Consider the following 22,375-nt stretch of genomic DNA (forward strand, 5'->3'; position numbering starts at 1 on the left):
CTGAGAGGTTTTTTGTCGATTTAAGCGAATAATTTTAAATCAAGATAAATTGTTTTGAGATTGATTGAAAAAATAAGGTCGCAAAATATCTTCAAAATTGTACAGGCCGTTCAGTTTATTTTTAAGATTTTCTGCTACGAACAAAGCGCCACTTCCAAACGCTTCTCTCGAAATAGATTCGTGAACCAACCGAACCGTCTGATATGGAAATCCAAAGATAACTTCGTGTTTTCCAACAATTCCGCCAGCTCTCACCGAATTGATGCTTTCTGTTTCCACATCCAAAACTTCTGCAATTTTCACAGCAGTTCCCGATACACCAGACTTTGCTTTGAAATGTTCTTCAATAACTTCTATGTCCACGCCAGGCGCAATACTTTTCAATAACGATGAGGCAAATAAGAGATAATTAACACCCAAAGTAATGTTGGGTGACCAAAAAACTACAGTGTCGCCGGCAAGTTCTTTTAGAAATTTCGTTTCATTTTCTCCATAATGCGAAATGGCGGAAATGATTTTAATTTTTTTTTGAGAAACGATTTTGCCGTAAGAGTAAATGCTTTTTTTATTAGAAAAATCGATTATGAAATCTACTTGATGGTCTGTCAATAATTTTTCCAAATCTGTGGTCTGCTGAGAATAAATCATCGCAAGGTCCGAAACCGAAATTCCCAATACGTCTTTTGCAGAGAGATTTTCCATCTTTTCGCTGTTTCGAAGCACCCATTCCAGAGAGAAATCCGGATGCTGGAGAATCACATTGGCAACCGCTTTTCCAGCCTTCCCAAATCCTATTAATCCTATTTTCATAATTACTTACTTTTTAGATATATTTAATTATTAATTTCGAATTCTTAACATCAGTAAGGTACAATAAATAAAATAAATGCTATTTAACATCCATTCTAACTGATAAAAAGAACTTAAGAAATTCTATTTTTAATTTTAGATCATAAGAAGTTTTACTTTGTAACAGAATTTGATTCCAATCAAAATAATAAAAAGTGCGATCAAAAAAACACACTCAAAAATTGAAACGAGGTTTTTATGAATCTTAAAACAGAAACTTAAATCTTTTAACATGACTTTTTCTTTTAGTCATTTCTTTTTGAATTTAAAATGAATATTTGTTTTTAGTAATCTTAAAATTCCTAATGCAAATCCTTTGTAATGGCATAACTTCTGATAAGTAATCCACATCAAATTACAACTATGGGACTACAATTACAATTGGCGCAATGCGATACATGCAATGGATATTCTTCTTCAACAGTTTTAAATCCTAAGGATCTGACCCACCCACAAATCATTGATCATTATTTTTATCACGGAGAACCTTGGTTTACTTTGGACCAGAAGACATTTGATCAATCTGTCAAACATTGTAACACTAATGTTCGGATAATTGATTTTGACGAACATGTGGAAGATGATGAGAAATATTGTAATTGTGGTGATGGCAAGAAATTAAATATAGAATCTGCATCAATATTCACGGATAAAAAAAAGATAAGTGAGTACATAGATCAAGATATTTATTTTTATGACCTTTATATCACTTGCCAAAATTTTTATCAAGATTTTTCAACGCGTAAGGTAATTTGAAATTTGATTTTCAGAAGTTTTTAAAATTAAGCCTTCAGGATTTTCTTTTGATCATTTGCTTTATGGCAAACATTTAACGATTCTAATTAAATGGCTCAATTTGTGCAAATGCAATTACTACAAAATCAATCCAATATGTACAAGAAAATACTTGCAGGTCTGGGTGGCGCAATTGCCCTCAATCTATTACACGAAATCATCAGAAACAATTTCGACAATGTTCCAGAAGTAAATAAAGTAGGAGAGGAAGCTCTGAATAAAAGTCTAGAGAAAGTCGATCTCAAAATTACAGATAAAGATCAGTTCTATTTAGCGACGCTCGCAGGAGATGTTATTAGTAATGGCGTCTATTATGCATCTACGGCGACCAGCGGTTTCAATATCGTCTCAGGACTTGCTGCTGGAATAGGTGCTGTTGTACTTCCAAAAAATATGGGACTCGATGATTCACCTGTTGCAGAAACCACTCAGAAAAAGATAATGACAGTCGGCTATTATTTATTTGGCGCAATAGTAACTAAGCTCATCTACGATAGAATCAAATAACAGAATAAAAAAACCTCGTTCAGAAAATTGAAACGAGGTTTTTTATTACAATTCCAAAACAGAAACTTAAACTTTCAAGATTTCAGCTTCTTTTACTTTCAGAAGTTCGTCAGATTTTCTTACAAAAGCATCCGTCAATTCTTGGATGTCTTTTTCAACACCTTTTATCAGATCCTCAGCGATTCCTTCCAGTCTTTTCAATTCCTTGTTACCTTCCTGTCTTGCATTTCGGATGGTAACTTTGGTTTGATCGGTTTCGCCTTTTGCTTGTTTCGCAAGGTCACGTCTTCTTTCCTCGGTCAAAGGCGGAACGTTGATGATGATCACATCACCATTGTTAGAAGGTGCAAATCCAAGATTGGAGTTCACGATTCCCTTTCCGATAGCACCCAGCGCAGTTCTGTCCCAAGGTTGGATAGAAAGCGTCATTGCATCTACCACAGACACGTTGGCAACCTGACTTAGTGGCGTTGGTGCGCCATAATAATCCACCATTACATCCTGAACCATAGACGTAGAAGCACGTCCGGCTCTGATCTTTTGAAAAGCGTGTTCCAAATGCTTGATTGCAGCATCCATCTCTTGCTTTACGGAGGCTACAATGAGTTCTAATTCTTCCATTGTATATTTAAAATTTGATAATTGACACATTATTTATAATTGATAAACGATAATTTATGATTGATATTTTTTTTGGGCAGCTATTTCCGCCTTCCACTCCCGCTTTTTTTTGAAAAATTCCAACCCTCGAAATCCCCAGCTTATTTTTCAAAAAAAGAGCTCCGTTCAAGTCGGGCTGCGAAAAGATTCAACATTCCAAATAAAATTGAAGATTTGAATCATCTATCAACCATCAAAAATCTTTTACATATTCACGAGCGTTCCGACAGTTTCTCCGTCGATAAGTCTTTCCAAGTTACCTTCCTTGTTCATATCGAAAACGATGATTGGCAATTTGTTCTCGTGACTTAGTGTGAAAGCAGTCATATCCATTACTTTCAGGTTTTTCTCAAACACTTCGTCAAAAGACAAACTGTTGAATTTCACTGCGTCTGCATTTTTCTCAGGATCGCTGTCGTAGATTCCGTCAACTCTGGTTCCTTTCAGGATCACGTCTGCATCAATTTCGATGGCTCTCAATGTTGCAGCAGTATCAGTCGTGAAATATGGATTTCCAGTTCCAGCGCCAAATATTACAACACGTCCTTTTTCAAGATGACGAACTGCTTTTCTTTTGATAAATGGTTCAGCCACTTTGTCCATTTCGATAGCAGATTGCAATCTCGTGATGATTCCTGCATCTTCCAAAGCGCCTTGCAAAGCCATTCCGTTGATTACAGTTGCCAGCATTCCCATATAATCGCCTTGAACTCTGTCCATTCCTTTTGCAGCGCCAGCCAATCCTCTGAAAATATTTCCACCACCAATTACGATTGCCACTTCGCAGCCTTTGTCAACTACTTTTTTAATCTCGACTGCATATTCTTTCAGCCTGTCGTTGTCGATTCCGTATTGGCGTTCTCCCATTAGTGCTTCACCACTCAGTTTCAGAAGGATTCTTTTGTATTTCATCTATTTTGTAATTACTTTTTGATTTTTATTTCAAATTTTGACTGTGCAAATATAATGAAAGGAAAAGAATTACGTTAATGAAAAAGATAGTAGTCCAAAAATTTTGATAAGCATCAAAATAGATTATTTTTGCAAAGCCAAAAAACAGTGTTGAAGAAGTTTTACAATCTATTTTTTATCGCAATCTCTGGTGTGGTTTTTTCTCAAACGGGAACCACGGTTTACCAGTTCCTGAATATTCCCATCTCTCCAAGACAAGCTGTTTTGGGTGATGCCGTATCCGTCCGTGATTATGATGTCAATTTTACGGCCGCAAATCCGGCGCTTATGAATCTAGAAATGGATCAAATGCTTTCCGTGAATTATGCCTCTTATTTGGCAGATACAAAAATAGGAAGCATCAGTTACGTTCGTGATTTGGAATTTGGACATTTGGTTTCCTTCAATGCCAGATATATGGATTATGGATCGATGCCGAGAACTGACGAAAATTCTAATATCAATGGCGATTTTTCTGCGATGGATGCTTCTGTTGGACTTGGCTACGCTTACCAGTTCGAAGATAATTGGACGATAGGTGCCAACGTTAATTACATCACTTCAAAAATTGATACTTATTCCTCTTCTGCAATTGCGGCAACTGCCGGTGTGACTTATTATTTTGATAAGAGTAATGAAACTTTGGCTTTGGTTTTCAGGAATTTTGGTTATCAAATTCAACCTTATAATGGTGTTCGGGAAAAACTGCCTTTCCGTGTAGATCTTGGATATACGAAAATTTTGGATCAGTTTCCTGCTGCATTGACGATTACGGCACACGATCTTCAGCAATTCAATATTTCTGCAGAGACAGATATTAATGGACAGCCTACCAAATTTGGAAGGAAAGTCTTGGATCACATATCTCTAGGTGCGGAGTTGTTTCCTGGTCAGGCTTTTAATATCAGATTTGGATATAATGTGAAAAGAGGTGGGGAATTGGCAGTTTTGGACCAGAGAAGTTTCAGTGGATTGTCCGCAGGTTTCAGTTTGAAGATTTCTTCTTTCAGATTTGATTATTCTCATATGCGTTATCACAATGCTTCCAATGTCAATATGATTGGCCTTACAATGGATTTGATTGAACTGAGCGGAAATAGAAGATAAACTAGAAGCTCAAAAAAATAGTATTCAAATTCAGGAACTAAGATTTAATTTCTTAATCTTTCAAATGATTATAATGTCAAAAGTCTCAAAATTTTTTAATTTTGTGTTATGACAAAAAAACCGGTAATCGCGATCGACGGATTTTCATCCACGGGAAAAAGTTCCATTTCTAAAATCATTGCAAAAAAATTAGGTCTCATCCATATGGACACAGGCGCACTTTACCGAGGTGTGACTTACTTTGCACTTCAGAATTGTACCGATGAAAACCGAAACATCGATATTCAAAAACTAATTACCAATCTGTCACAAGTAAAATTGGAATTTCAAAACATTGATGGCGAGCTCCAGTTATTTCTAAATGGTAAAAACATCAACAGAGAAATCCGTTTTCCTCAAGTTTCCGACAATGTGAGTCAAGTAGCAAAAGAAGCGGATGTGCGTAATTATCTTTTGAAAACTCAGCGAGATATTGCGGAAAAGGGTGGTGTGATAATGGATGGCAGAGATATCGGAACAGTTGTCCTTCCAAATGCGGATTACAAATTTTTTATGACAGCAAGTCAGGATGAACGTGCCAGAAGACGTTTCCTGGAATTAGAATTGGCAGGCGAAAAAACCGACATCGAAACCGTGAAACAAAACTTAATCTCACGAGACAAAATCGATAGCGAAAGAGAGGTTTCTCCTTTGAAACAAGCAGATGACGCTATTCTCATTGATAACACAAATATCAATAAAGAAGAAACCATTGGCTTGATTTTGTCCTCTATCAAAAAGTTTTAACAAAATTTTAAGAAGCCAATTCTTCTTTTGGCATTTTAGTTGTAAATTCACAAGTATCATTATACATTAACTTAAAAAATCATAAATAATGTCAAAAAAATCAAATTCAGGAGCAGTATTAGCTGCATTATTAGCAGGCGCTGCAACAGGTGTAATTTTAGGTTTGCTTTATGCACCAGAAGAAGGTAAAGAAACCAGAAAAAAAATCAAAGACAAAGCTAACGACTTGAAAGACAAAGCTGTTGACGAGTATGGAAGAACCTCCGAAATCGTAAAAGATAAATATTCTGAAGTTTCTCACAACGTAAAAGACAAGTACAACTCTTTGTCATCTACTGTGAAAGAAACTGCTAGCAATGTAGCTTCTACAGTAAAAGACAGCTATGATAAATATAAAGATCAGATTGTTTCCAAAACGTCTGATGTTGTAAAAGACGTAGAAACAGAATTGGACGGTTTGAAATAAAAACCTCAAATTTTTAGTTTTTCGAAAAGGAATTTAGTTTCTAAATTCCTTTTTTTGTAAATAAATGTGTAATTTTATATTTAACAAGACTCATATGATTGATATTATAAAAGATTATACGTCCAAACGGCTCGATCTGGTAAAACTCCAGTTGACGGAAAAATCCTCTCTGTCAGCAGGAATTATTGCTTTTTTATCCATTGTTCTGATTGCTTTTTCATTCTTTATTATTTTGTTCAATTTTGGAATTGCTTTCCTTATTGGGCAATCTATGGGAAATATTGGGCATGGATTTCTGATCGTAGCTGGATTTTATTTTATAGTGATGATTGCTGTATTTTTCATGAAAAAAGCAATTGTGAAATCTGTAGCAAATCAAGTAATAGACTTTCTAAACAAATAAGTTATGGCCACTAATTATACTAATCTTGATGAACTTAGAAGTCAGAAAAGACTTTTGAAAGAGGAAATAGGTGGATTGGAAGACCTATTGACTTTCAAAAGTAAAAAAGACAGTCTAAGTGTAATGACAAACGGACTGACAGACAAATTCCTGAAAGAAACTGAAGATGAAGATGGTGAAAAATCCTTAGCTTTGGATACGCAGAACATCATGAGAGAAATCTCCGCAGGGATGAAGGAAACCGCTTCCAAAAGAACTGTAATGGGTCTGGCAAATGACAGCGTGCAATCTGGATTGCTGGAAACTACTCTCAAAATGGGAACTGTAGCGCTGGTAGGTAATTTCGCAAAAAAAAGTGTGATGAATAAAAATTGGAAAAGAAAAGCATTAGGCCTTGCCCTAATCTATGTTGCGCCTTACGCGTTGAGATTTCTCCGTAAAAAACTGGATGAATATCAAAGAAACAAAACCGCTTCTAGCTTAGAAAAATTGATTTAATTCTTAAGCTAAGATTAATGACCATTATTTTTTAGAAAAAATCTCTCCAAGGATAATTCCCGCAGACATAGAAACGTTTAAGCTTTCTGTGGATTGGGAATTTCCAAATCTTGGGATGGTAATCATTTTTGTAATAAGATCTTCCGTGGAAGGTCTTATTCCGTTTCCTTCATTCCCAAAAACCAATGAAAACTTCTCCGGAAATTGTGTTTCATAGATGTTTTCGCCATTCATATCGGTTCCTAAAATCGGGTGCTTATATTCTTTGAAATAATCTTCAAGATCGGTGTAAAAAACATTGACTCTGAGGAAAGACCCCATTGTCGCTTGGATAACTTTCGGATTGTAAACATCTACAGTATCATTGCTGCAAATGATTTGCTCAATCCCAAACCAATCTGCCAATCTTATAATTGTACCTAGATTCCCAGGATCCTGAATCCCGTCCAAAATCAATTGAATAGAAACATCTTTCAGAATCTTGTCTTCAGGGATTTTGCAAACCGCAACAGAATCTTTCGGATGTTGCAGAAAACTGATTTTTTTGAGATCATTGGGCAAGATTTTTTCGATTTCCTGCGTTGTGAAAGTAATATTTTCTGGTTCTACAGAATATAGGTTTTCAATTTCGTAGTCAGAGTCGGGTAGTTCTTTTATAATTTTATTACCTTCAACTAAAAACAAATTGTATTTTTGCCTGTATTTCTTTTTGTCCAGAGATTGTATAATCTTTATAGTATGAGCCGTAAGCATATCAACAAATATTTTCAAAAATATCATATATTTTCCTACGCCGCAATTTTAAGTGTCATTTTGTATGCGTGTAATGTCACGAAGAAAGTTCCAGATGGGGAATATCTTCTTACAAAAAACAAATTTCAGTTTGTAGATGGCAAAGTTCATGCAGATGAGATCGAAGATATGGTGGCGCAGAAACCGAACAAGAAAACGCTAATGGTTTTGCCTTTAGGATTGTTGTTTTACAATGCTGCGAATCCAAAGTACGATACCATTCTGAAAGAGTATATGACTTATCCCAGCGAGATGAGAAATCAGAAACTTCGGGATTCACTTTTTGTCAAATACGAACGTCCAGAATATGTAGGTAAAAACCTTTTTTGGAATCGTTTTTTTCATACCGTTGGACAGGCACCCGTTATCTTTAGCGATGCGAAAACCAAGCAAAGTGAGAAAAGTATTAATAATAGATTAGTCAATCGTGGCTATTGGGATTCTGAAGTGAAAACGAATGTCAAAAAAGATTCTGCTTCCAAAAAAGCCGAAGTAGAATATGTCATTACGCACAAAGATCCTACGCACATCAAAGAATATTATTATCATATTCCAGATCCAAACATTCGCTCGCTTTACGAATCCCGACTAGATAAAAGTCTTGTCAGAAAAGGTCAGGTTTTGGATGAGACGGTTTTGGAAAAAGAAATTACAAGAATTAATGATCTTGCGAAGGAAGCTGGTTATTATAAATTTAATAATGACAATCAGGATATCTATTTCGTAGCAGATTCTTTGAGAAGCAGAAAAGATGTTCCAGTGGTGATGAACATTCATAAAGATTCTCTGGATACGCCTTATCGAAAAGCAACGCTTGGAAAAATATCTGTGTCTGTTGTCAATAATATTAATAATATCAACCGACTGAAAATAAAAGACAGCATCCGAGGCATTCAAATCAGTAGAAACAACAGAAAATATGACTCAATTTCTCTTTGGCGACCAATTACCATAAAACCTGGTGATCTTTATAAACAATCGGACTTAGATCTTACGCGAAGAAACTTGATTGCGATGAATAATTTCACCATTCTCAAAGCATCTGATGAACTTAGAAAAAATGGAACGCCTGCAGAGAGAGACAGCATCATAGATGTAGAATATATTCTGAAACCGCTGCCAAAGTATGAGTTCAATATTGCCACAGATGTTCATTATTCTCAGATTCTTAATTTTGGGTTTTCTCCTTCTGTAGATCTTACGACGCGTAATGTTTTCGGTGGTGCAGAGAATTTGATTACAAGTTTTTCTGGCATCGTAGGAACTACAAAAGATCCCAAAAATCCTGATGCATTTTTCAATGCGTACGAATTGTCGGCTCAGGCTTCTTTGCAATTTCCAAGACTGTTGGTTCCGTTCAAAAATTACTGGAAACTGGTTCCCAAGAGATATTCGCCAACCACAAGCTTGAATCTTGGAGCCTCTATCCAAAATAATATTGGATTGGGAAGAATCAACTTCAACACAAGTCTGTCCTACAATGCCAATGTTAAAGATGGGCTGGTACAACATAGATTGACGCTATTCAATACGCAACTAAGTCTTACCCAAAACAAAGACAGGTATTACGAATATTTTCCGGGAGATAATGACATTCGGAAAAATATATTCAATCTCTATGAAGCCAGCAATCCTGGGATTAATCAAAATGACTATTCCTTTGATGAATTTTCAGCTCTCCTTTTGGGAGACACAGCTTTCATAAACAATTTGATTAATTCTGACAGGAATTTGCTTTACAATTTCATGCAGTCGATTTACAACAAGGAGCGCCAGACCCAAGATGTTATTATTTCTTCTATCATTTATAATTATACGTATAACGAGATAGGGAAGAAGGAATATGTGAATCCGTTTTCCTTCATCGGAAAAGTAGAATTGGCAGGTAATTTTTTGAATTTAATAACTAAAAAAGAAGAGAATTACCTTGTTTATGGAAATACGAAAACCATCTTCAAAATTCCGTTTTCTCAGTTTATCAAATTTGATTTGGATTTTAGAAAATATTTTACATTTTTTAATGATAGAGCAAAACCGCATACATTGGCAATCAGACAATTTATGGGGATCGGAATTCCTTATGGAAACTCCAGCGAGATGCCATTTGTAAGGTCCTATTTCAACGGAGGTGCGTACGACATCCGAGCTTGGATGGCGTTTGGCGGTTTGGGTCCTGCAGATTCTCAGTTGGATGAGCGAGTGCGTTCCTATGCGATGGACAATTTGAAGCTTACAACCAGTGTAGAATACCGTGTTCCGCTTACCGATATGTTTGAAACCGCTATTTTTACAGATGCCGGAAATATCTGGGGACTCAAGGATAATGGATTTGGAGATCAGTTCAAATTCAGAAAGTTCATTAGCCAAATGGGTGTGGGAAGTGGTTTTGGAATCCGTATGAACATTGCTTATGTAAATCTGAGATTGGATATGGCTTACAAAATGTACGATCCAAACCGTCCGCAAGGAGACCGTTGGGTAGTAGATAAAATCAAGCCTCTGAAACCAACTATTAATTTTGCCATCGGTTATCCATTCTAAAATTTATCTTTATCCATGAGACTTGTCAAGTTTATCGTTATTATCATTTTGTGTCTTTTCGGGATCTATTCTATCTCTATGAATTTTGTGGATGAGAGCAAGAGTTTTGTGCATCATTCCGAGATCGATTATCCTGTGGATCGTGTTTTTCCTCAGTTCAATAATCTTCAGAACTTCACCACTTGGAATGATTTCTTTAATGAAAAAGATAATATCAGTTACAATTTTTTCAGTCCGTACGAAGGCATTGGAAGTGCGATGAAGTTTTCGGATAAGAAGAATGATGATTTCGGAGATTTGTTCATCCGATATTCCAATCCCAACAGAACTTTGCGTTATCAGCTTTTTGAAGGCGATAGCGAGAATCCTTATTTGATTGATGTCAAATTCATTCCTTCTGGCAACAAAACCAAAATGATTTGGAATATTCACACCCCAAAAAGAAGCTATCTGGAAAGATCTCTCAATTTGGTTGCAGAAGATTTTTTTGTAGAAAATATTGATAAAAGTATGAAAAATCTCTATCTGCTTTTAGGCAACAAAGTCAACAAAGATCAAATCTTGGCTTCTGTAAAATATGATAGCGTGATGGTGGAAAACAGAGAGGGTGGACTGCTTCTTGGCGTGAATGTAAGTGCCAGAAATACCAAGGATATTCTCTTCAAAAATGTGATTATGAATCACAACAAGGTTCTCAATTTCGTTAAATCCGATCTTGCAAAGAAAGACGATGAGTTTGGTACGCCCGTACTGATGACAAATCCAGCCAATCTTAAAGACAAAGAAGTTTCTTATTTCTACGGTGTTCCGCTTTCCAAAAGAACTTCTGTGAGCGACAATAATTTTAATTTCCAAACCATCAATCCTTCCAAGATGTATGTGATTTATTATCAAGGCAATTACACCGGTCGCATCAAAAACATTCAGGAGCTGGTAAAAAAAGCAAAGAAAGATACCTTAAGAAATGGCCAGCTAATGGAGGAATTCTTGGAAGAGCCTGCTGAAAATCAAGATGTAAAGCTGAAATTATCTTTGCCGGTTTACAGATAGTTTATCTGACAAATATCATGTATATTTACGGGAATAAATCGTTTGATTGAATGCTAATCCACAAAAAATTAGTAAATTTGGTCGCAATTATTTAATCGTAAATATTTTAACAGATAATCTGTAATAATGGATAAATTTTCATTTCTAAATGCGGTACATGCTCAGCTGATTGATGATATGTACGAGCAGTACAAAAAATACCCCGATGCATTAGAACCTTCTTGGAAAGCTTTTTTCCAAGGTTTCGATTTTGCTTTAGAAAACTATAGCGAAGATGATTCGTATTCTTCGGCGCCTTCTAATTCTGCTCCAGTTCAATACGCACAACAAGCTGTTGCAAACAATGCGGTTTCAGAAGATATTACAAAAGAATTTAAGGTGGTAAACCTTATCAATGCTTACAGATCAAGAGGTCACCTTTTCACAAAAACTAATCCTGTAAGAGAAAGAAGACATCATTTCCCTACGCTGGAGTTAGAAAACTTCGAATTGTCAAAAGAGGATTTGAATAAGAAATTTAATTCTGCGACACAAACCGGAATGCCTGGTCCTGCAACTTTGCAAGAGATCATCACACATTTGGAAAACATCTATTGTGATTCTATCGGTGTGGAATATATGCACATCCAAAATGTTGAGGAGAAGAAGTGGATTATGGAATGGGTGAATGTTAACGAAAACCATCCAAATCTTTCTGCTCAGGAAAAAACAGAAATCCTTTTCAAATTAAACCAAGCGGTGGCGTTTGAAAATTATCTTCATACAAAATTCGTAGGTCAGAAACGTTTTTCTCTTGAGGGAGGCGAATCTTTGATTCCTGCACTTGACCAATTGATTACTCGTTCTTCTCAATTAGGTGTTGACGAAGTGGTTCTTGGAATGGCGCACAGAGGACGTCTGAATGTTTTGACTAATGTTTTCCAAAAGTCTTACAAACAGATTTTCTCAGAATTTGAAGGGAAAGAATTTGAAGAAGACGTTTTCTCTGGTGACGTTAAATATCACTTGGGATCTTCTAAAAAAATCACTACTGCAAACGGCGAAGAAGTTAGAATTAATTTAACGCCTAATCCATCACACTTGGAAACTGTAGCTGCGCTTGTAGAAGGAATCTGCAGAGCAAAAGTTGACAACGTTTACAAAGATGATTACTCCAAAGTTTTACCAATCGTGATTCACGGTGATGGCGCAATTGCTGGTCAAGGTATTGTTTATGAGATCGCTCAGATGATGAATCTTGAAGGTTACAGAACGGGTGGAACAGTTCATATTGTTGTTAATAATCAAGTATCTTTCACAACCAATTATTTGGATGCAAGATCATCTGTTTATTGTACAGATATTGCAAAAGTGACGGATTCTCCAGTGATGCACATCAATGCTGATGATGTAGAAGCTGTAGTTCACGCCATCAGATTTGCAGCAGATTTCCGTGCTAAGTTTGGTAAAGATGTTTACATCGATCTTCTTGGATATAGAAAATATGGACATAACGAAGGTGATGAGCCAAGATTTACACAGCCAAACCTTTACAAATTAATCTCAAAACACAAAAATCCGAGAGAGATTTACAAAGATCTTTTGATTAAGGAAAATGTGGTTTCTGACGAAGTCTTGACTAAGATGGAGAAGGAATTCAAAGGTTTGTTGGATGAGGATTTTGACGCTTCCAAAGAAATCGAGAGAAATACGATGGACGTCTTTATGAAAGATGACTGGACGGATTTCCCGATCGGTGGAAAAGGTTGTGTTTCAAACTCCGATGTTGATACAACTTACGACCTTGAAAAACTGAAGGAACTTGCTATTAAAATTTCTACACTTCCTGCAGATAAAAAATTCATTAATAAAATCACCCGTCTTTTCGATAACAGAGTGAAGATGGTGGAAAATAATTCTTTGGATTGGGCTGTAGCAGAGCTTTTGTCTTACGCTACACTTCTTACCGAAGGTTACAACGTAAGGATTTCTGGAGAAGATGTGGAAAGAGGAACTTTCTCTCACCGTCACGCAGTTGTGAAAACTGAAGATACAGAGGAAGAATATATCCCATTGAGACACGTAAACGATCAAAGATTTGATGTTTACAATTCTCATCTATCAGAATATGGTGTTCTGGGATTTGATTATGGTTATGCGATGGCGGCGCCTAAAACATTGACAATTTGGGAAGCTCAGTTTGGAGATTTCACAAACGGAGCGCAAATTATTGTAGATCAATATTTGGTTGCTGCTGAGGAAAAATGGAAAATCCAAAACGGAATGGTGATGATGTTGCCTCACGGGTCAGAAGGTCAAGGTGCGGAGCACTCTTCTGCAAGACTTGAGAGATTCCTGACGCTTTCTGCAAACGAAAATATCATTGTTGCAAACATTACTTCTCCTGCGAATTATTTCCATTTGTTGAGAAGACAGATGAAATTCGGGTTCAGAAAACCATTGGTAATTATGACTCCTAAATCTCTATTGAGACATCCAAAAGTTGTTTCTCCATTAGAAGATTTGGCAACCGGAAGTTTCCAACCAATTTTGGATGATCCAACGGCTGATCCAGCAAAAGTGGAAAGAGTTGTACTTTGTACAGGTAAATTATATTACGATCTTTTGGCTAAGAAAGAAGAATTGAATGATGATAAAGTAGCCTTGATAAGACTTGAGCAAGTTTATCCATTAAACTTCGAAAAAGTTCAGGCTATTTTTGATAAATATAAAAACAGAAAAGACCTAATCTGGGCTCAGGAAGAACCAGAAAATATGGGAGCTTGGAGTTTTATTTTGAGAAACTTTAGAAACACAGATATTCAGTTGATTTCTCCGGTTGCGAGCGGAACGCCAGCTCCAGGAAGTCACAAGATGTTCGAGAAAAATCAGACGAAGATTATCAATTCTGTTTTTCAATGTAATGATGAGCCTGCAAAAAGACCAGTTACAGCTTAATAAAATTAATAAACTATAAAGAATAGCAATCTTAGGATTGTTCTGAAATTAAAAACAAATATTAGTATGTCAATATTAGAAATGAAAGTTCCTTCACCAGGAGAATCTATCACAGAAGTAGAAATTGCAACGTGGCTAGTACAAGATGGTGATTACGTAGAAAAAGACCAGCCAATTGCAGAAGTAGATTCTGACAAGGCAACTTTGGAACTTCCTGCTGAACAAAGTGGAATCATTACTTTGAAAGCAGAAGAAGGAGAAGTGGTGCAAGTTGGTCAGGTGGTTTGCCTTATCGATATGGATGCGGCAAAACCAGCAGGAAGTGCAGCTCCAGCTGAAACTCCTAAAGAAGAACCAAAAGCTGAAGTGAAAAAAGAAGAAGCGCCTGCTCCAAAAGTAGAAGCTGCTAAAACTGAAACTTACGCTGCTCAAACGCCTTCTCCAGCTGCTAAAAAAATCCTTGACGAAAAAGGAATTGCTCCAAGTCAAGTTCAGGGTTCTGGCAGAGATGGCAGAATTACAAAAGACGATGCTGTTACTGCTTCTGTTCCTGCAATGGGAACTTCAACTGGCGGAAACAGAGCTCAATCGACTACAAAACTTTCAGTTCTTAGAAGAAAGATTGCTGCAAGATTGGTTTCAGTTAAAAATGAAACAGCGATGTTGACGACTTTCAACGAAGTTGATATGTCAGAAATCTTCAGAATCAGAAAACAATACAAAGAAGAATTTGCTGCAAAACACGGAATTGGACTTGGATTTATGTCTTTCTTCACAAAAGCTGTGACTAGAGCATTAAAACTTTACCCAGATGTGAATGCTTCTATCGATGGAGATTTCAAAATCAATTATGACTTTGCAGATATTTCTATCGCAGTTTCAGGACCAAAAGGTTTGATGGTTCCAGTTCTTAGAAATGCAGAAAATATGTCTCTAAGAGGTGTTGAAGCAAACATCAAAGACCTTGCTTTAAAAGTAAGAGACGGAAAAATCACAGTTGATGAGATGACGGGTGGAACTTTCACTATTACAAATGGTGGAACTTTCGGTTCTATGATGTCAACGCCGATTATCAACCCGCCACAATCTGCAATCTTGGGAATGCACAACATTATCCAAAGACCAGTTGCTGTTGACGGACAAGTGGTAATCAGACCAATGATGTACGTTGCAATGTCTTATGACCACAGAATCATCGACGGAAAAGAATCCGTAGGTTTCTTGGTAGCCGTAAAAGAAGCAATCGACAATCCAGTAGAATTCCTAATGGATGGCGACGAGAGAAAAGCTTTGGAATTGTAATTAATTTCATCGATATAAAATTAAAAAGAGAACAATTTTTTTTGCTCTCTTTTTTTATTATATTTATTTCCTAAAACACATATTATGGATCATATGGAAATTTTTTTCGAATCACCTTTATACAAAAAGGCAGAGGAAATAGACGACACGCTAAATTCTATCGCTAAACTCATTCCAGAAAGGAAAGTTTTTTTTATTTTTATGAATGGGCTGATTCTCAAGGCAAGCGGTAGAATAACAAGTAACTTAATTAAGGCGCAGGATAGCAACCGCTATGATCGAAAGATGCATTGTGCAGCATTGGTTAGAAGTTCTTGTTTAGAAGTTTCAGGTTTAGGTGAAGAATTTCGTAAACGAGGTTTTTCTGATAGCAAATATTTCAGTATTGTAGATCGGCAAATAGAAGAATTTAGAATTCTTTTTCTAGAGTGGGTCGCTACTTTTGACACCAAACAGTTTATTACCGATAGATGGGGTATTTTTAATCCACCGGGAATTTCTATTGATCACATACAAAATCCAGAAGATATTGCCCATTTGCTAGCCGAAGATGAAGATGACAGCAATGACGACGGTCTTATGGATAAACTTCTCGGAAACGATGATGATTAATAAAAAGCTTTATATTCTTGAGAAAATAATTTGTTTATAATTTTTAGGGAATTTTGCGCCTCAATTTTTATAGGCAGAAGATTTGTCTTTATCATATATTAACCTTAAAGTTAATTTAACTCAGAAATAATCTGGCAAAACCATTTCCAAAATTCACAATTAATCCTTACTTTTGAGCAATGGAAAATTTCATAGTATCCGCACGCAAGTACCGTCCGCAAGAGTTTGACACTGTTGTTGGGCAATCGCACGTTACCGATACTTTGGAACACGCCATCGATGAAAGTCAATTGGCTCAGGCTTTGCTTTTTTGCGGACCAAGAGGTGTAGGTAAAACAACTTGCGCCAGAATCCTTGCCCGTAAAATCAATGAAAAATCCGGCGCTGCAGATGATGATGGATTTGCATTTAACATTTATGAATTAGATGCCGCGTCCAACAACTCAGTTGACGACATCCGCGAGTTGATTGATCAAGTAAGATTTGCACCTCAAGTCGGAAAGTATAAAGTTTATATTATCGATGAGGTTCATATGTTGTCTCAGGCAGCTTTCAACGCATTCCTGAAAACTTTGGAAGAACCGCCAGCCCACGCTATTTTCATCTTAGCAACGACTGAGAAACACAAAATCATTCCGACAATTCTTTCCAGATGTCAAATCTATGATTTCAAAAGAATTACGATTGAAGATATTCAGGAGCATTTGAGAAAAATTGCTGATAAGGAAAGCATCACTTACGAAGATGATGCGCTTTATTTAATTGCTCAGAAAGCGGATGGAGCGTTGAGAGATGCTTTATCTATTTTTGATAGACTAAGTACTTTTTCTCAGAAGAATATAACGCTCGAAAAAGCGGCGGAAGTTCTCAATATTTTAGATTACGACCAATATCTTAAAATAGCTGATTTAGCTAAGGGAAATGATATTCCAGGTGTTTTGACTGCGTTCGACGAAATCGTGAAAAAAGGTTTTGACCCACATATCTTCATTGCCGGACTGGGAAATCATTTCCGTGATTTGATGATGGCTCAGAATCCAAAAACTTTGAACCTAATCGAAGTTGGAGAAAAAACAAAATCCAAATTTGCCGAGCAATCCCAAAAATGGAAAGCTCAGGAATTGATAGATGGTATCGAGATTTGTAATTTCGCCGACATCAATTATAAAAATTCCAAAAATCCACGTTTGACTGTTGAGATTGCCTTGATGCAATTATCAAGTCTCACTGCAGGTTTGGAAGCTAAAAAAAAAAGTTCTTAATATTAGCGCCACTTCTTGAAGCTAATCTGATACAAGACTCAAGTAAAAAGACTCAAGAGTCAAAATCAGCAACAAAAGAACCAACAACTGACAACCAACAACCATCAACCAAAGTATCTTTCGAAGAACCAAAAAAGGTGATTCAGAAAGCATCTGAACCTATTGCTAGAACTTCTTCGAATTCTCAATTCAGTATCAAAGCAGCTCTGGAGAAAAAGGAGGAAATTATAAAAGATGAATTTGCGGAAATCAAAGATGAAAATCTTCCTTCCAACCATTTCTCTCAAACAGATGTGGATAGAGAATGGGATATTTTTCTCAAGAATCTCTCCAGAACAAATACTTTCGTTTACAACGCCATCAGCAGTTTTAAATTAGAAAAAACAGATGAGCATCAGATCACGGTCAAGTATTCTTCCGAATTTGCAAAGTCAGAATTTGATAGGATTAGCCCAGAGTTTTTTAATCATTTCAGGCATAAAGTAAATAATTTTAAATTCGAAATTGATTATGTTACTGATTTGTCAATCAAAAAAGAAGTGATGACTAAACGGAAAATCTTCGAAAAGTTTGTGGAAATCAATCCGCTTTTGAAAGATTTAGATGATTTGATGAGATTCGATTTGACTTAATTAAAAACATTTATCACTTAATGTAAAATTAATGCAACAATCATAGTTCTCATTTCCCATTAATTTATATATTTGTTCAAGATTTCGATGAAAATAATCGAAATCAATTAACCCAATCAAGCTAAAAAGCCTTCCAGTAAGGCATTAATAAATGGAATCAATCCAATTTCCATATCTTTCAACTTTTGCATCTGCCGAGTATTTTGGTGGATCATTTAGCTATTTTGGATCTTATTATAGAAATTTTAGAAACTATTACCGATTTTATTGGTTTAGCTAACTAAGTTTCTTTCTCAAAAATTTTGTGGAATATTTCAGATTTCCGCAACTCATTTAAAGTTTTTAAACGTTATTTTTTGGAAAAGAATTATAAATCAACATTTATAACAGATATACTATTGCATTAATTTAAAATATATAAAATTAAAAATATGAACCTTAATGAATTAAAAAACGATTGGATCAACGACTTCGCAAATCCAATGATCATCGCAGGACCTTGTAGCGCAGAAAGCGAATCTCAAATGCTTGGAACCGCAAAAAGGCTGAAAGAAAGTGGCGCGCAGATCTCCGCTTTCCGTGCAGGAATTTGGAAACCGAGAACAAAACCAAATGGTTTCGAAGGTGTAGGCGTTATTGGTCTCAACTGGCTGAAAAAAGTGAAAGAAGAATACGGTTTCAAAACAGCGACTGAAGTTGCAAATGCGCACCACGTTTTCGCAGCGTTGGAAGCTGACGTTGACATCCTTTGGATTGGCGCACGTTCTACAGTAAATCCTTTCACGGTTCAAGAAATTGCTCAGGCATTAAGAGGAACAAACAAACCGATTTTGGTGAAAAATCCAGTAAATCCAGATTTGGCACTTTGGATTGGCGCTTTGGAAAGATTGTTAGGTCAAGGGATTGAGAATGTTGGTGCGATCCACAGAGGTTTTTCCACTTACCAAAAAACAAAATACAGAAATATCCCGAACTGGCAGATTGCTTTGGATTTCAAAAATCAGTTCCCGAATATCCCATTATTTATCGATCCGTCTCACATTTGTGGGAACAGAACTGGTTTGGCTGGCGTTTCGCAAGAAGCTTTCAACGTTGGTTACCAAGGGGCAATTATAGAAAGTCACGAGGATCCGGATAACGCTTGGAGCGACGCTTCTCAGCAGATTACGCCAGAAGTTTTGGCGGAAATGATCAACAATCTTCAGGTTCGTAATTCCGATATCTCTGGTTATGAGGACGAGATGGGAAAACACCGAACGCTTATCAGCGATATGGATTTCCAGTTGATCGAATTGTTATCGCAAAGAATGAAAATTTCTGAAAAGATCGGAAGTCTGAAAAAAGAAAACAACATCGCCATTTTCCAGCCAGAGCGTTGGAAAGTGATCACAGAATATGCGAACCAAAAAGCAAGCGAAACCGGAATGTCTCAGGAATTCATCGAGAAAGTTTTCAAAGCGATTCACGAAGAAAGCATCGAGGTTCAGAATAATATTATGATTGATAGATAATTGTCAGTCTGAGTTTCTCGAAGACTTAGAAAAATAATTTGGGCAGCTTTTCCGCCTTCCACTCCCAATCTTTTTTGCAGACGATTTCAGTTTAAATAGAACTTTAATTCACGCAAAAAAGGATTTCCGTTCAAGTCGGGCTGCAGCTTCGCAAAATTTGAACATTTGTTTTTTCATTCAACATTGGTCAAAAATAAAACATTTGCAAAATGTAAAAATATCCCTTTCAGAATTCAAACTCTGAAAGGGTTTTTCATTTAAAAACAGATAAAAGCTTTAACTTTGCAAAACATAAAATCTATTTTTTGAAAGGAATCATCATAAAATCTACAGGAAGCTGGTACCAAGTTTTAGAAGAGAAAGCTAAAACGGTTTACGAAGCCAGAATCCGAGGCAAATTTAAACTGATCAAAACCAGACTTACAAATCCGCTTGCAGTAGGAGATGAAGTGGAATTTTCTTTGGAGCAAGATGATGTGGCCTGGATTACCAAGATTTTTCCGAAAAGAAATTATCTCATCAGAAAATCGGTCAACCTTTCCAAAGAAGCGCATATTATTGCTTCGAATGTAGATATTGCCTGTTTCATTTATACTTTGAAATTCCCTGAAACATCATTAGGATTTTTGGATCGTTTTCTTGCTTGTTGCGAAGCTTATAATATTAAGCCTTTGATACTGTTCAACAAAATGGATACTTTGAATGACGAAGAAAAAGAAATCGTAGAAAACATCGAAGCAATGTATCAAAACATCGGTTACGACACTTTGAATATCTCATCTTACACAAAACTCAATCTTAATTTTTTGATTGATAAGATTAAAGATAAAACGTCTGTTTTCTTCGGACATTCCGGTTGTGGAAAATCAACTTTGGTGAATGCGATGCAGCCAGATCTTCATATCAAAACAGGTGAGATCTCAGAATCTGTTTTGAAAGGAAAGCATACGACGACTTTTGCGCAGATGCATTTTTGGGATTTTGGTGGTTCGGTGATAGATACGCCAGGCGTTCGGGAGTTTGCAATGATTGATGTTCAAAAAGAAGAAATTCAACATTACTTTCCAGAGATTTTCGAAGTAGGAAGAAATTGCAAATACCACAACTGTATGCACATCAATGAACCGAAATGTGAAGTCGTGAACGGTTTGGAAACTGGAGAAATAGAGGAGACAAGATACTTCACATATCTAAAACTGATGGAAGAAGCAGAAGAGATGAATCAAAACTAAAAAGAAAGTCCTGTAAAATATTTTTACAGGACTTTTTTATATTTAAAGTGAAAATTCTTAGAATTTCCACCCAACAGTCACAAAGAAATTACTTCTGTTGTTTTTAACTTTCGAAACAGCATAAGCATCACTATTCACATCAAATCCACCATTGAAATATCCGGTATTATAATCCACATTTCCTTGTAGGAATGGACTGGAATATTCAGATGAAATGTTTTGATAAGATGCATCGATGTAAAAGGATTGGAAATCATAACCTATACCTGCACCGAAAGTGTTTCTTTTTCCCATAATCAAATTAGAGTAAGATTGATCCGACATAGTGCCATTGTCATTGTAAGCCAATAAAGATAGATTATCAAAGCTGTTTCCCTGGTAAGCATATCCGCCTCTCAGTCGGAACGCGTTGATTCTATATTCTGCACCCACACGGACTTCCGAAGCATTCTTGTAAGCGTCATCGAAGAAATTATTCAATTCCACTTCTGCATCTCCATACTCTTTGTACTTAGGTTTGCTGATTCCTTGAACAAAATCGACGTTTATAGCAAAATTTTTGTTGGGAACAAATGCTGCACTTAAAGTGGCTTTCATCGGTGTCGAGAATTTTCTGTCTTCACCGTAAGTTCTATCGTCTTGGTTAAAGTTGTATTGGCTGTAAACTCTATCCATTCTCCACCAAGTTGGCGTTTCTAAAGCAGCACCCACACGAAACTGATTTCCGACTTTTGCAATTACCCCAAAGTTAGCAGAGAATCCGTCTGCGTTTTCTTCATAACCTGTATATTGTTTGGAGTAAGGCAAACTTGTATTGTCATAATCGGATAAAAATTGAGCATTATCAAATTGTCTCAAAAATGAAGTATGGAAATTAAGCCCAGCTCCGAAATACAATTTGTTTTCATAATTTGCACCCACTGCAAAATTCATTTTTGATTGGTCGCCATACCTGTCATAAGCGTGACCTTGATAGGTATAATTAATGACTTTATCCGGCAAAGAAAAATTATCTACAATTTTGATATTTTGATTTCCTGCAGATTCGGTATAATTATCCAAAGATCGAGTAGAGTAGTTGACTCCAACGTTGATGAATTTCCATTTGGAATTGAGATCATTCAAATTAATTGTCAAAACACCTCCTGTATTATTAAGATCTGTATTATTCAATTTATAATTTGAAGATCTGCCGGCAAGTGTCGTCGTATTTTTGTTACTATTCACTCCCAGCGTCAAGTTCAAATCACTGGTGATAAAAACCCCGATACCCGCCGGATTGACATTAGCCGAAGAAATATCACCACCTAGAGCTCCGATAGATCCTGCCATCGCATTGTATTTGGCAGTTCCGTTGATTGGATTCGAAGAATAGACATCCACTGTATTTGTAATTACCGAAACATCCTGAGCTTGTAAATAAACAAATGAAACCGGAATGCTGAGCAGTAATAAAGTTTTTTTTAGCATTTTTATATGAAA

General features: G+C 36.3%; 21 protein-coding genes. 16 read left to right on the forward strand and 5 right to left on the reverse strand.

Going from position 1 to position 22,375, the window contains the following annotated elements; translation table 11 throughout:
• Positions 1-39: 39 nt before the first annotated feature.
• Entirely contained in the window at positions 40-810 is a 771-nt protein-coding gene (locus B0I22_RS04475) for a 4-hydroxy-tetrahydrodipicolinate reductase (protein WP_133943453.1), read from the reverse strand.
• A 402-nt stretch (positions 811-1,212) separates the two neighbouring features.
• Between B0I22_RS04475 and B0I22_RS04480 the strand changes: the two genes are divergently transcribed.
• Both B0I22_RS04480 and B0I22_RS04485 read left to right on the forward strand, forming a co-directional pair.
• The gene (locus tag B0I22_RS04480; protein ID WP_133943454.1) at positions 1,213-1,605 is read left to right on the forward strand and encodes a hypothetical protein; all 393 of its coding nucleotides are present in this window, start codon (positions 1,213-1,215) and stop codon (positions 1,603-1,605) included.
• A gap of 135 nt (positions 1,606-1,740) precedes the next feature.
• A complete protein-coding gene (locus B0I22_RS04485; RefSeq protein WP_166668174.1) occupies positions 1,741-2,151 on the forward strand; it encodes a hypothetical protein in 411 nt (136 codons plus the stop codon).
• Positions 2,152-2,217: 66 nt separating this feature from the next.
• Here the strand turns inward: B0I22_RS04485 and frr are convergent, their stop codons facing one another.
• Together frr and pyrH are read right to left on the reverse strand one after the other, a co-directional pair.
• A complete protein-coding gene (gene frr, locus B0I22_RS04490; protein ID WP_133943456.1) occupies positions 2,218-2,772 on the reverse strand; it encodes a ribosome recycling factor in 555 nt (184 codons plus the stop codon).
• A 243-nt stretch (positions 2,773-3,015) separates the two neighbouring features.
• Positions 3,016-3,723, reverse strand: a complete 708-nt coding sequence (gene pyrH / locus B0I22_RS04495; protein ID WP_133943457.1) for a UMP kinase — start codon at positions 3,721-3,723, stop codon at positions 3,016-3,018.
• A 147-nt stretch (positions 3,724-3,870) separates the two neighbouring features.
• Between pyrH and porQ the strand changes: the two genes are divergently transcribed.
• The 5 genes from porQ to B0I22_RS04520 all read left to right on the forward strand — a co-directional run bounded on the left by porQ (position 3,871) and on the right by B0I22_RS04520 (position 7,022).
• The gene (gene porQ / locus B0I22_RS04500; protein ID WP_425459589.1) at positions 3,871-4,869 is read left to right on the forward strand and encodes a type IX secretion system protein PorQ; all 999 of its coding nucleotides are present in this window, start codon (positions 3,871-3,873) and stop codon (positions 4,867-4,869) included.
• A gap of 108 nt (positions 4,870-4,977) precedes the next feature.
• Positions 4,978-5,655, forward strand: a complete 678-nt coding sequence (gene cmk / locus B0I22_RS04505; RefSeq protein WP_133943459.1) for a (d)CMP kinase — start codon at positions 4,978-4,980, stop codon at positions 5,653-5,655.
• Between the two features lie 88 nt (positions 5,656-5,743).
• Entirely contained in the window at positions 5,744-6,121 is a 378-nt protein-coding gene (locus B0I22_RS04510) for a YtxH domain-containing protein (protein ID WP_133943460.1), read from the forward strand.
• A gap of 94 nt (positions 6,122-6,215) precedes the next feature.
• Positions 6,216-6,524, forward strand: a complete 309-nt coding sequence (locus B0I22_RS04515) for a phage holin family protein (protein ID WP_133943461.1) — start codon at positions 6,216-6,218, stop codon at positions 6,522-6,524.
• A 3-nt stretch (positions 6,525-6,527) separates the two neighbouring features.
• The gene (locus B0I22_RS04520) at positions 6,528-7,022 is read left to right on the forward strand and encodes a phosphoribosyl-ATP pyrophosphatase (RefSeq protein WP_133943462.1); all 495 of its coding nucleotides are present in this window, start codon (positions 6,528-6,530) and stop codon (positions 7,020-7,022) included.
• A gap of 24 nt (positions 7,023-7,046) precedes the next feature.
• Here the strand turns inward: B0I22_RS04520 and B0I22_RS04525 are convergent, their stop codons facing one another.
• Positions 7,047-7,775, reverse strand: a complete 729-nt coding sequence (locus tag B0I22_RS04525; protein ID WP_133943463.1) for an RNA methyltransferase — start codon at positions 7,773-7,775, stop codon at positions 7,047-7,049.
• Here B0I22_RS04525 and tamL point away from each other — a divergent pair.
• From tamL to rsgA, 9 genes are all read left to right on the forward strand, one after another.
• Complete coding sequence (gene tamL, locus B0I22_RS04530; RefSeq protein WP_133943464.1) at positions 7,761-10,355, forward strand: translocation and assembly module lipoprotein TamL; 2,595 nt, start codon at positions 7,761-7,763, stop codon at positions 10,353-10,355. The genes B0I22_RS04525 and tamL overlap by 15 nt on opposite strands.
• A 15-nt stretch (positions 10,356-10,370) precedes the next feature.
• A complete protein-coding gene (locus B0I22_RS04535) occupies positions 10,371-11,405 on the forward strand; it encodes an SRPBCC family protein (RefSeq protein ID WP_133943465.1) in 1,035 nt (344 codons plus the stop codon).
• Positions 11,406-11,531: 126 nt separating this feature from the next.
• Positions 11,532-14,342 (forward strand): 2-oxoglutarate dehydrogenase E1 component, encoded by a 2,811-nt coding sequence (locus B0I22_RS04540; RefSeq protein ID WP_133943466.1) that lies wholly within the window; start codon positions 11,532-11,534, stop codon positions 14,340-14,342.
• A gap of 66 nt (positions 14,343-14,408) precedes the next feature.
• Positions 14,409-15,644 (forward strand): 2-oxoglutarate dehydrogenase complex dihydrolipoyllysine-residue succinyltransferase, encoded by a 1,236-nt coding sequence (gene odhB, locus B0I22_RS04545; protein ID WP_133943467.1) that lies wholly within the window; start codon positions 14,409-14,411, stop codon positions 15,642-15,644.
• Positions 15,645-15,728: 84 nt separating this feature from the next.
• A complete protein-coding gene (locus B0I22_RS04550) occupies positions 15,729-16,256 on the forward strand; it encodes a hypothetical protein (RefSeq protein ID WP_133943468.1) in 528 nt (175 codons plus the stop codon).
• A 179-nt stretch (positions 16,257-16,435) separates the two neighbouring features.
• Positions 16,436-17,518: a DNA polymerase III subunit gamma/tau gene (gene dnaX, locus B0I22_RS04555; protein ID WP_133943469.1), complete on the forward strand. Its 1,083-nt coding sequence runs from the start codon at positions 16,436-16,438 to the stop codon at positions 17,516-17,518.
• A 137-nt stretch (positions 17,519-17,655) separates the two neighbouring features.
• A complete protein-coding gene (locus tag B0I22_RS16305; RefSeq protein WP_246022137.1) occupies positions 17,656-18,150 on the forward strand; it encodes a hypothetical protein in 495 nt (164 codons plus the stop codon).
• A 431-nt stretch (positions 18,151-18,581) separates the two neighbouring features.
• A complete protein-coding gene (locus B0I22_RS04565; RefSeq protein ID WP_133943470.1) occupies positions 18,582-19,661 on the forward strand; it encodes a chorismate mutase in 1,080 nt (359 codons plus the stop codon).
• Between the two features lie 305 nt (positions 19,662-19,966).
• The gene (gene rsgA / locus B0I22_RS04570) at positions 19,967-20,893 is read left to right on the forward strand and encodes a ribosome small subunit-dependent GTPase A (RefSeq protein ID WP_133943471.1); all 927 of its coding nucleotides are present in this window, start codon (positions 19,967-19,969) and stop codon (positions 20,891-20,893) included.
• 57 nt (positions 20,894-20,950) lie between these two features.
• On the opposite strand, the gene B0I22_RS04575 is transcribed toward rsgA, so the two are convergent.
• The gene (locus tag B0I22_RS04575; protein ID WP_133943472.1) at positions 20,951-22,363 is read right to left on the reverse strand and encodes an OmpP1/FadL family transporter; all 1,413 of its coding nucleotides are present in this window, start codon (positions 22,361-22,363) and stop codon (positions 20,951-20,953) included.
• Between the last annotated feature and the right edge of the window lie 12 nt (positions 22,364-22,375).

The organism is Epilithonimonas xixisoli (assembly GCF_004365655.1).
Classification (GTDB): domain Bacteria; phylum Bacteroidota; class Bacteroidia; order Flavobacteriales; family Weeksellaceae; genus Epilithonimonas; species Epilithonimonas xixisoli.

What these genes read in the sequence shown, in the direction of transcription:
- B0I22_RS04475 (WP_133943453.1), bottom strand. Translation starts at nt 810, where the DNA reads ATGAAAATAGGATTAATAGGATTTGGGAAGGCTGGAAAAGCGGTTGCC.
- B0I22_RS04480 (WP_133943454.1), top strand. Translation starts at nt 1,213, where the DNA reads ATGGGACTACAATTACAATTGGCGCAATGCGATACATGCAATGGATAT.
- B0I22_RS04485 (WP_166668174.1), top strand. Translation starts at nt 1,741, where the DNA reads ATGTACAAGAAAATACTTGCAGGTCTGGGTGGCGCAATTGCCCTCAAT.
- frr (WP_133943456.1), bottom strand. Translation starts at nt 2,772, where the DNA reads ATGGAAGAATTAGAACTCATTGTAGCCTCCGTAAAGCAAGAGATGGAT.
- pyrH (WP_133943457.1), bottom strand. Translation starts at nt 3,723, where the DNA reads ATGAAATACAAAAGAATCCTTCTGAAACTGAGTGGTGAAGCACTAATG.
- cmk (WP_133943459.1), top strand. Translation starts at nt 4,978, where the DNA reads ATGACAAAAAAACCGGTAATCGCGATCGACGGATTTTCATCCACGGGA.
- B0I22_RS04510 (WP_133943460.1), top strand. Translation starts at nt 5,744, where the DNA reads ATGTCAAAAAAATCAAATTCAGGAGCAGTATTAGCTGCATTATTAGCA.
- B0I22_RS04515 (WP_133943461.1), top strand. Translation starts at nt 6,216, where the DNA reads ATGATTGATATTATAAAAGATTATACGTCCAAACGGCTCGATCTGGTA.
- B0I22_RS04520 (WP_133943462.1), top strand. Translation starts at nt 6,528, where the DNA reads ATGGCCACTAATTATACTAATCTTGATGAACTTAGAAGTCAGAAAAGA.
- tamL (WP_133943464.1), top strand. Translation starts at nt 7,761, where the DNA reads ATGAGCCGTAAGCATATCAACAAATATTTTCAAAAATATCATATATTT.
- B0I22_RS04525 (WP_133943463.1), bottom strand. Translation starts at nt 7,775, where the DNA reads ATGCTTACGGCTCATACTATAAAGATTATACAATCTCTGGACAAAAAG.
- B0I22_RS04535 (WP_133943465.1), top strand. Translation starts at nt 10,371, where the DNA reads ATGAGACTTGTCAAGTTTATCGTTATTATCATTTTGTGTCTTTTCGGG.
- B0I22_RS04540 (WP_133943466.1), top strand. Translation starts at nt 11,532, where the DNA reads ATGGATAAATTTTCATTTCTAAATGCGGTACATGCTCAGCTGATTGAT.
- odhB (WP_133943467.1), top strand. Translation starts at nt 14,409, where the DNA reads ATGTCAATATTAGAAATGAAAGTTCCTTCACCAGGAGAATCTATCACA.
- B0I22_RS04550 (WP_133943468.1), top strand. Translation starts at nt 15,729, where the DNA reads ATGGATCATATGGAAATTTTTTTCGAATCACCTTTATACAAAAAGGCA.
- dnaX (WP_133943469.1), top strand. Translation starts at nt 16,436, where the DNA reads ATGGAAAATTTCATAGTATCCGCACGCAAGTACCGTCCGCAAGAGTTT.
- B0I22_RS04565 (WP_133943470.1), top strand. Translation starts at nt 18,582, where the DNA reads ATGAACCTTAATGAATTAAAAAACGATTGGATCAACGACTTCGCAAAT.
- B0I22_RS04575 (WP_133943472.1), bottom strand. Translation starts at nt 22,363, where the DNA reads ATGCTAAAAAAAACTTTATTACTGCTCAGCATTCCGGTTTCATTTGTT.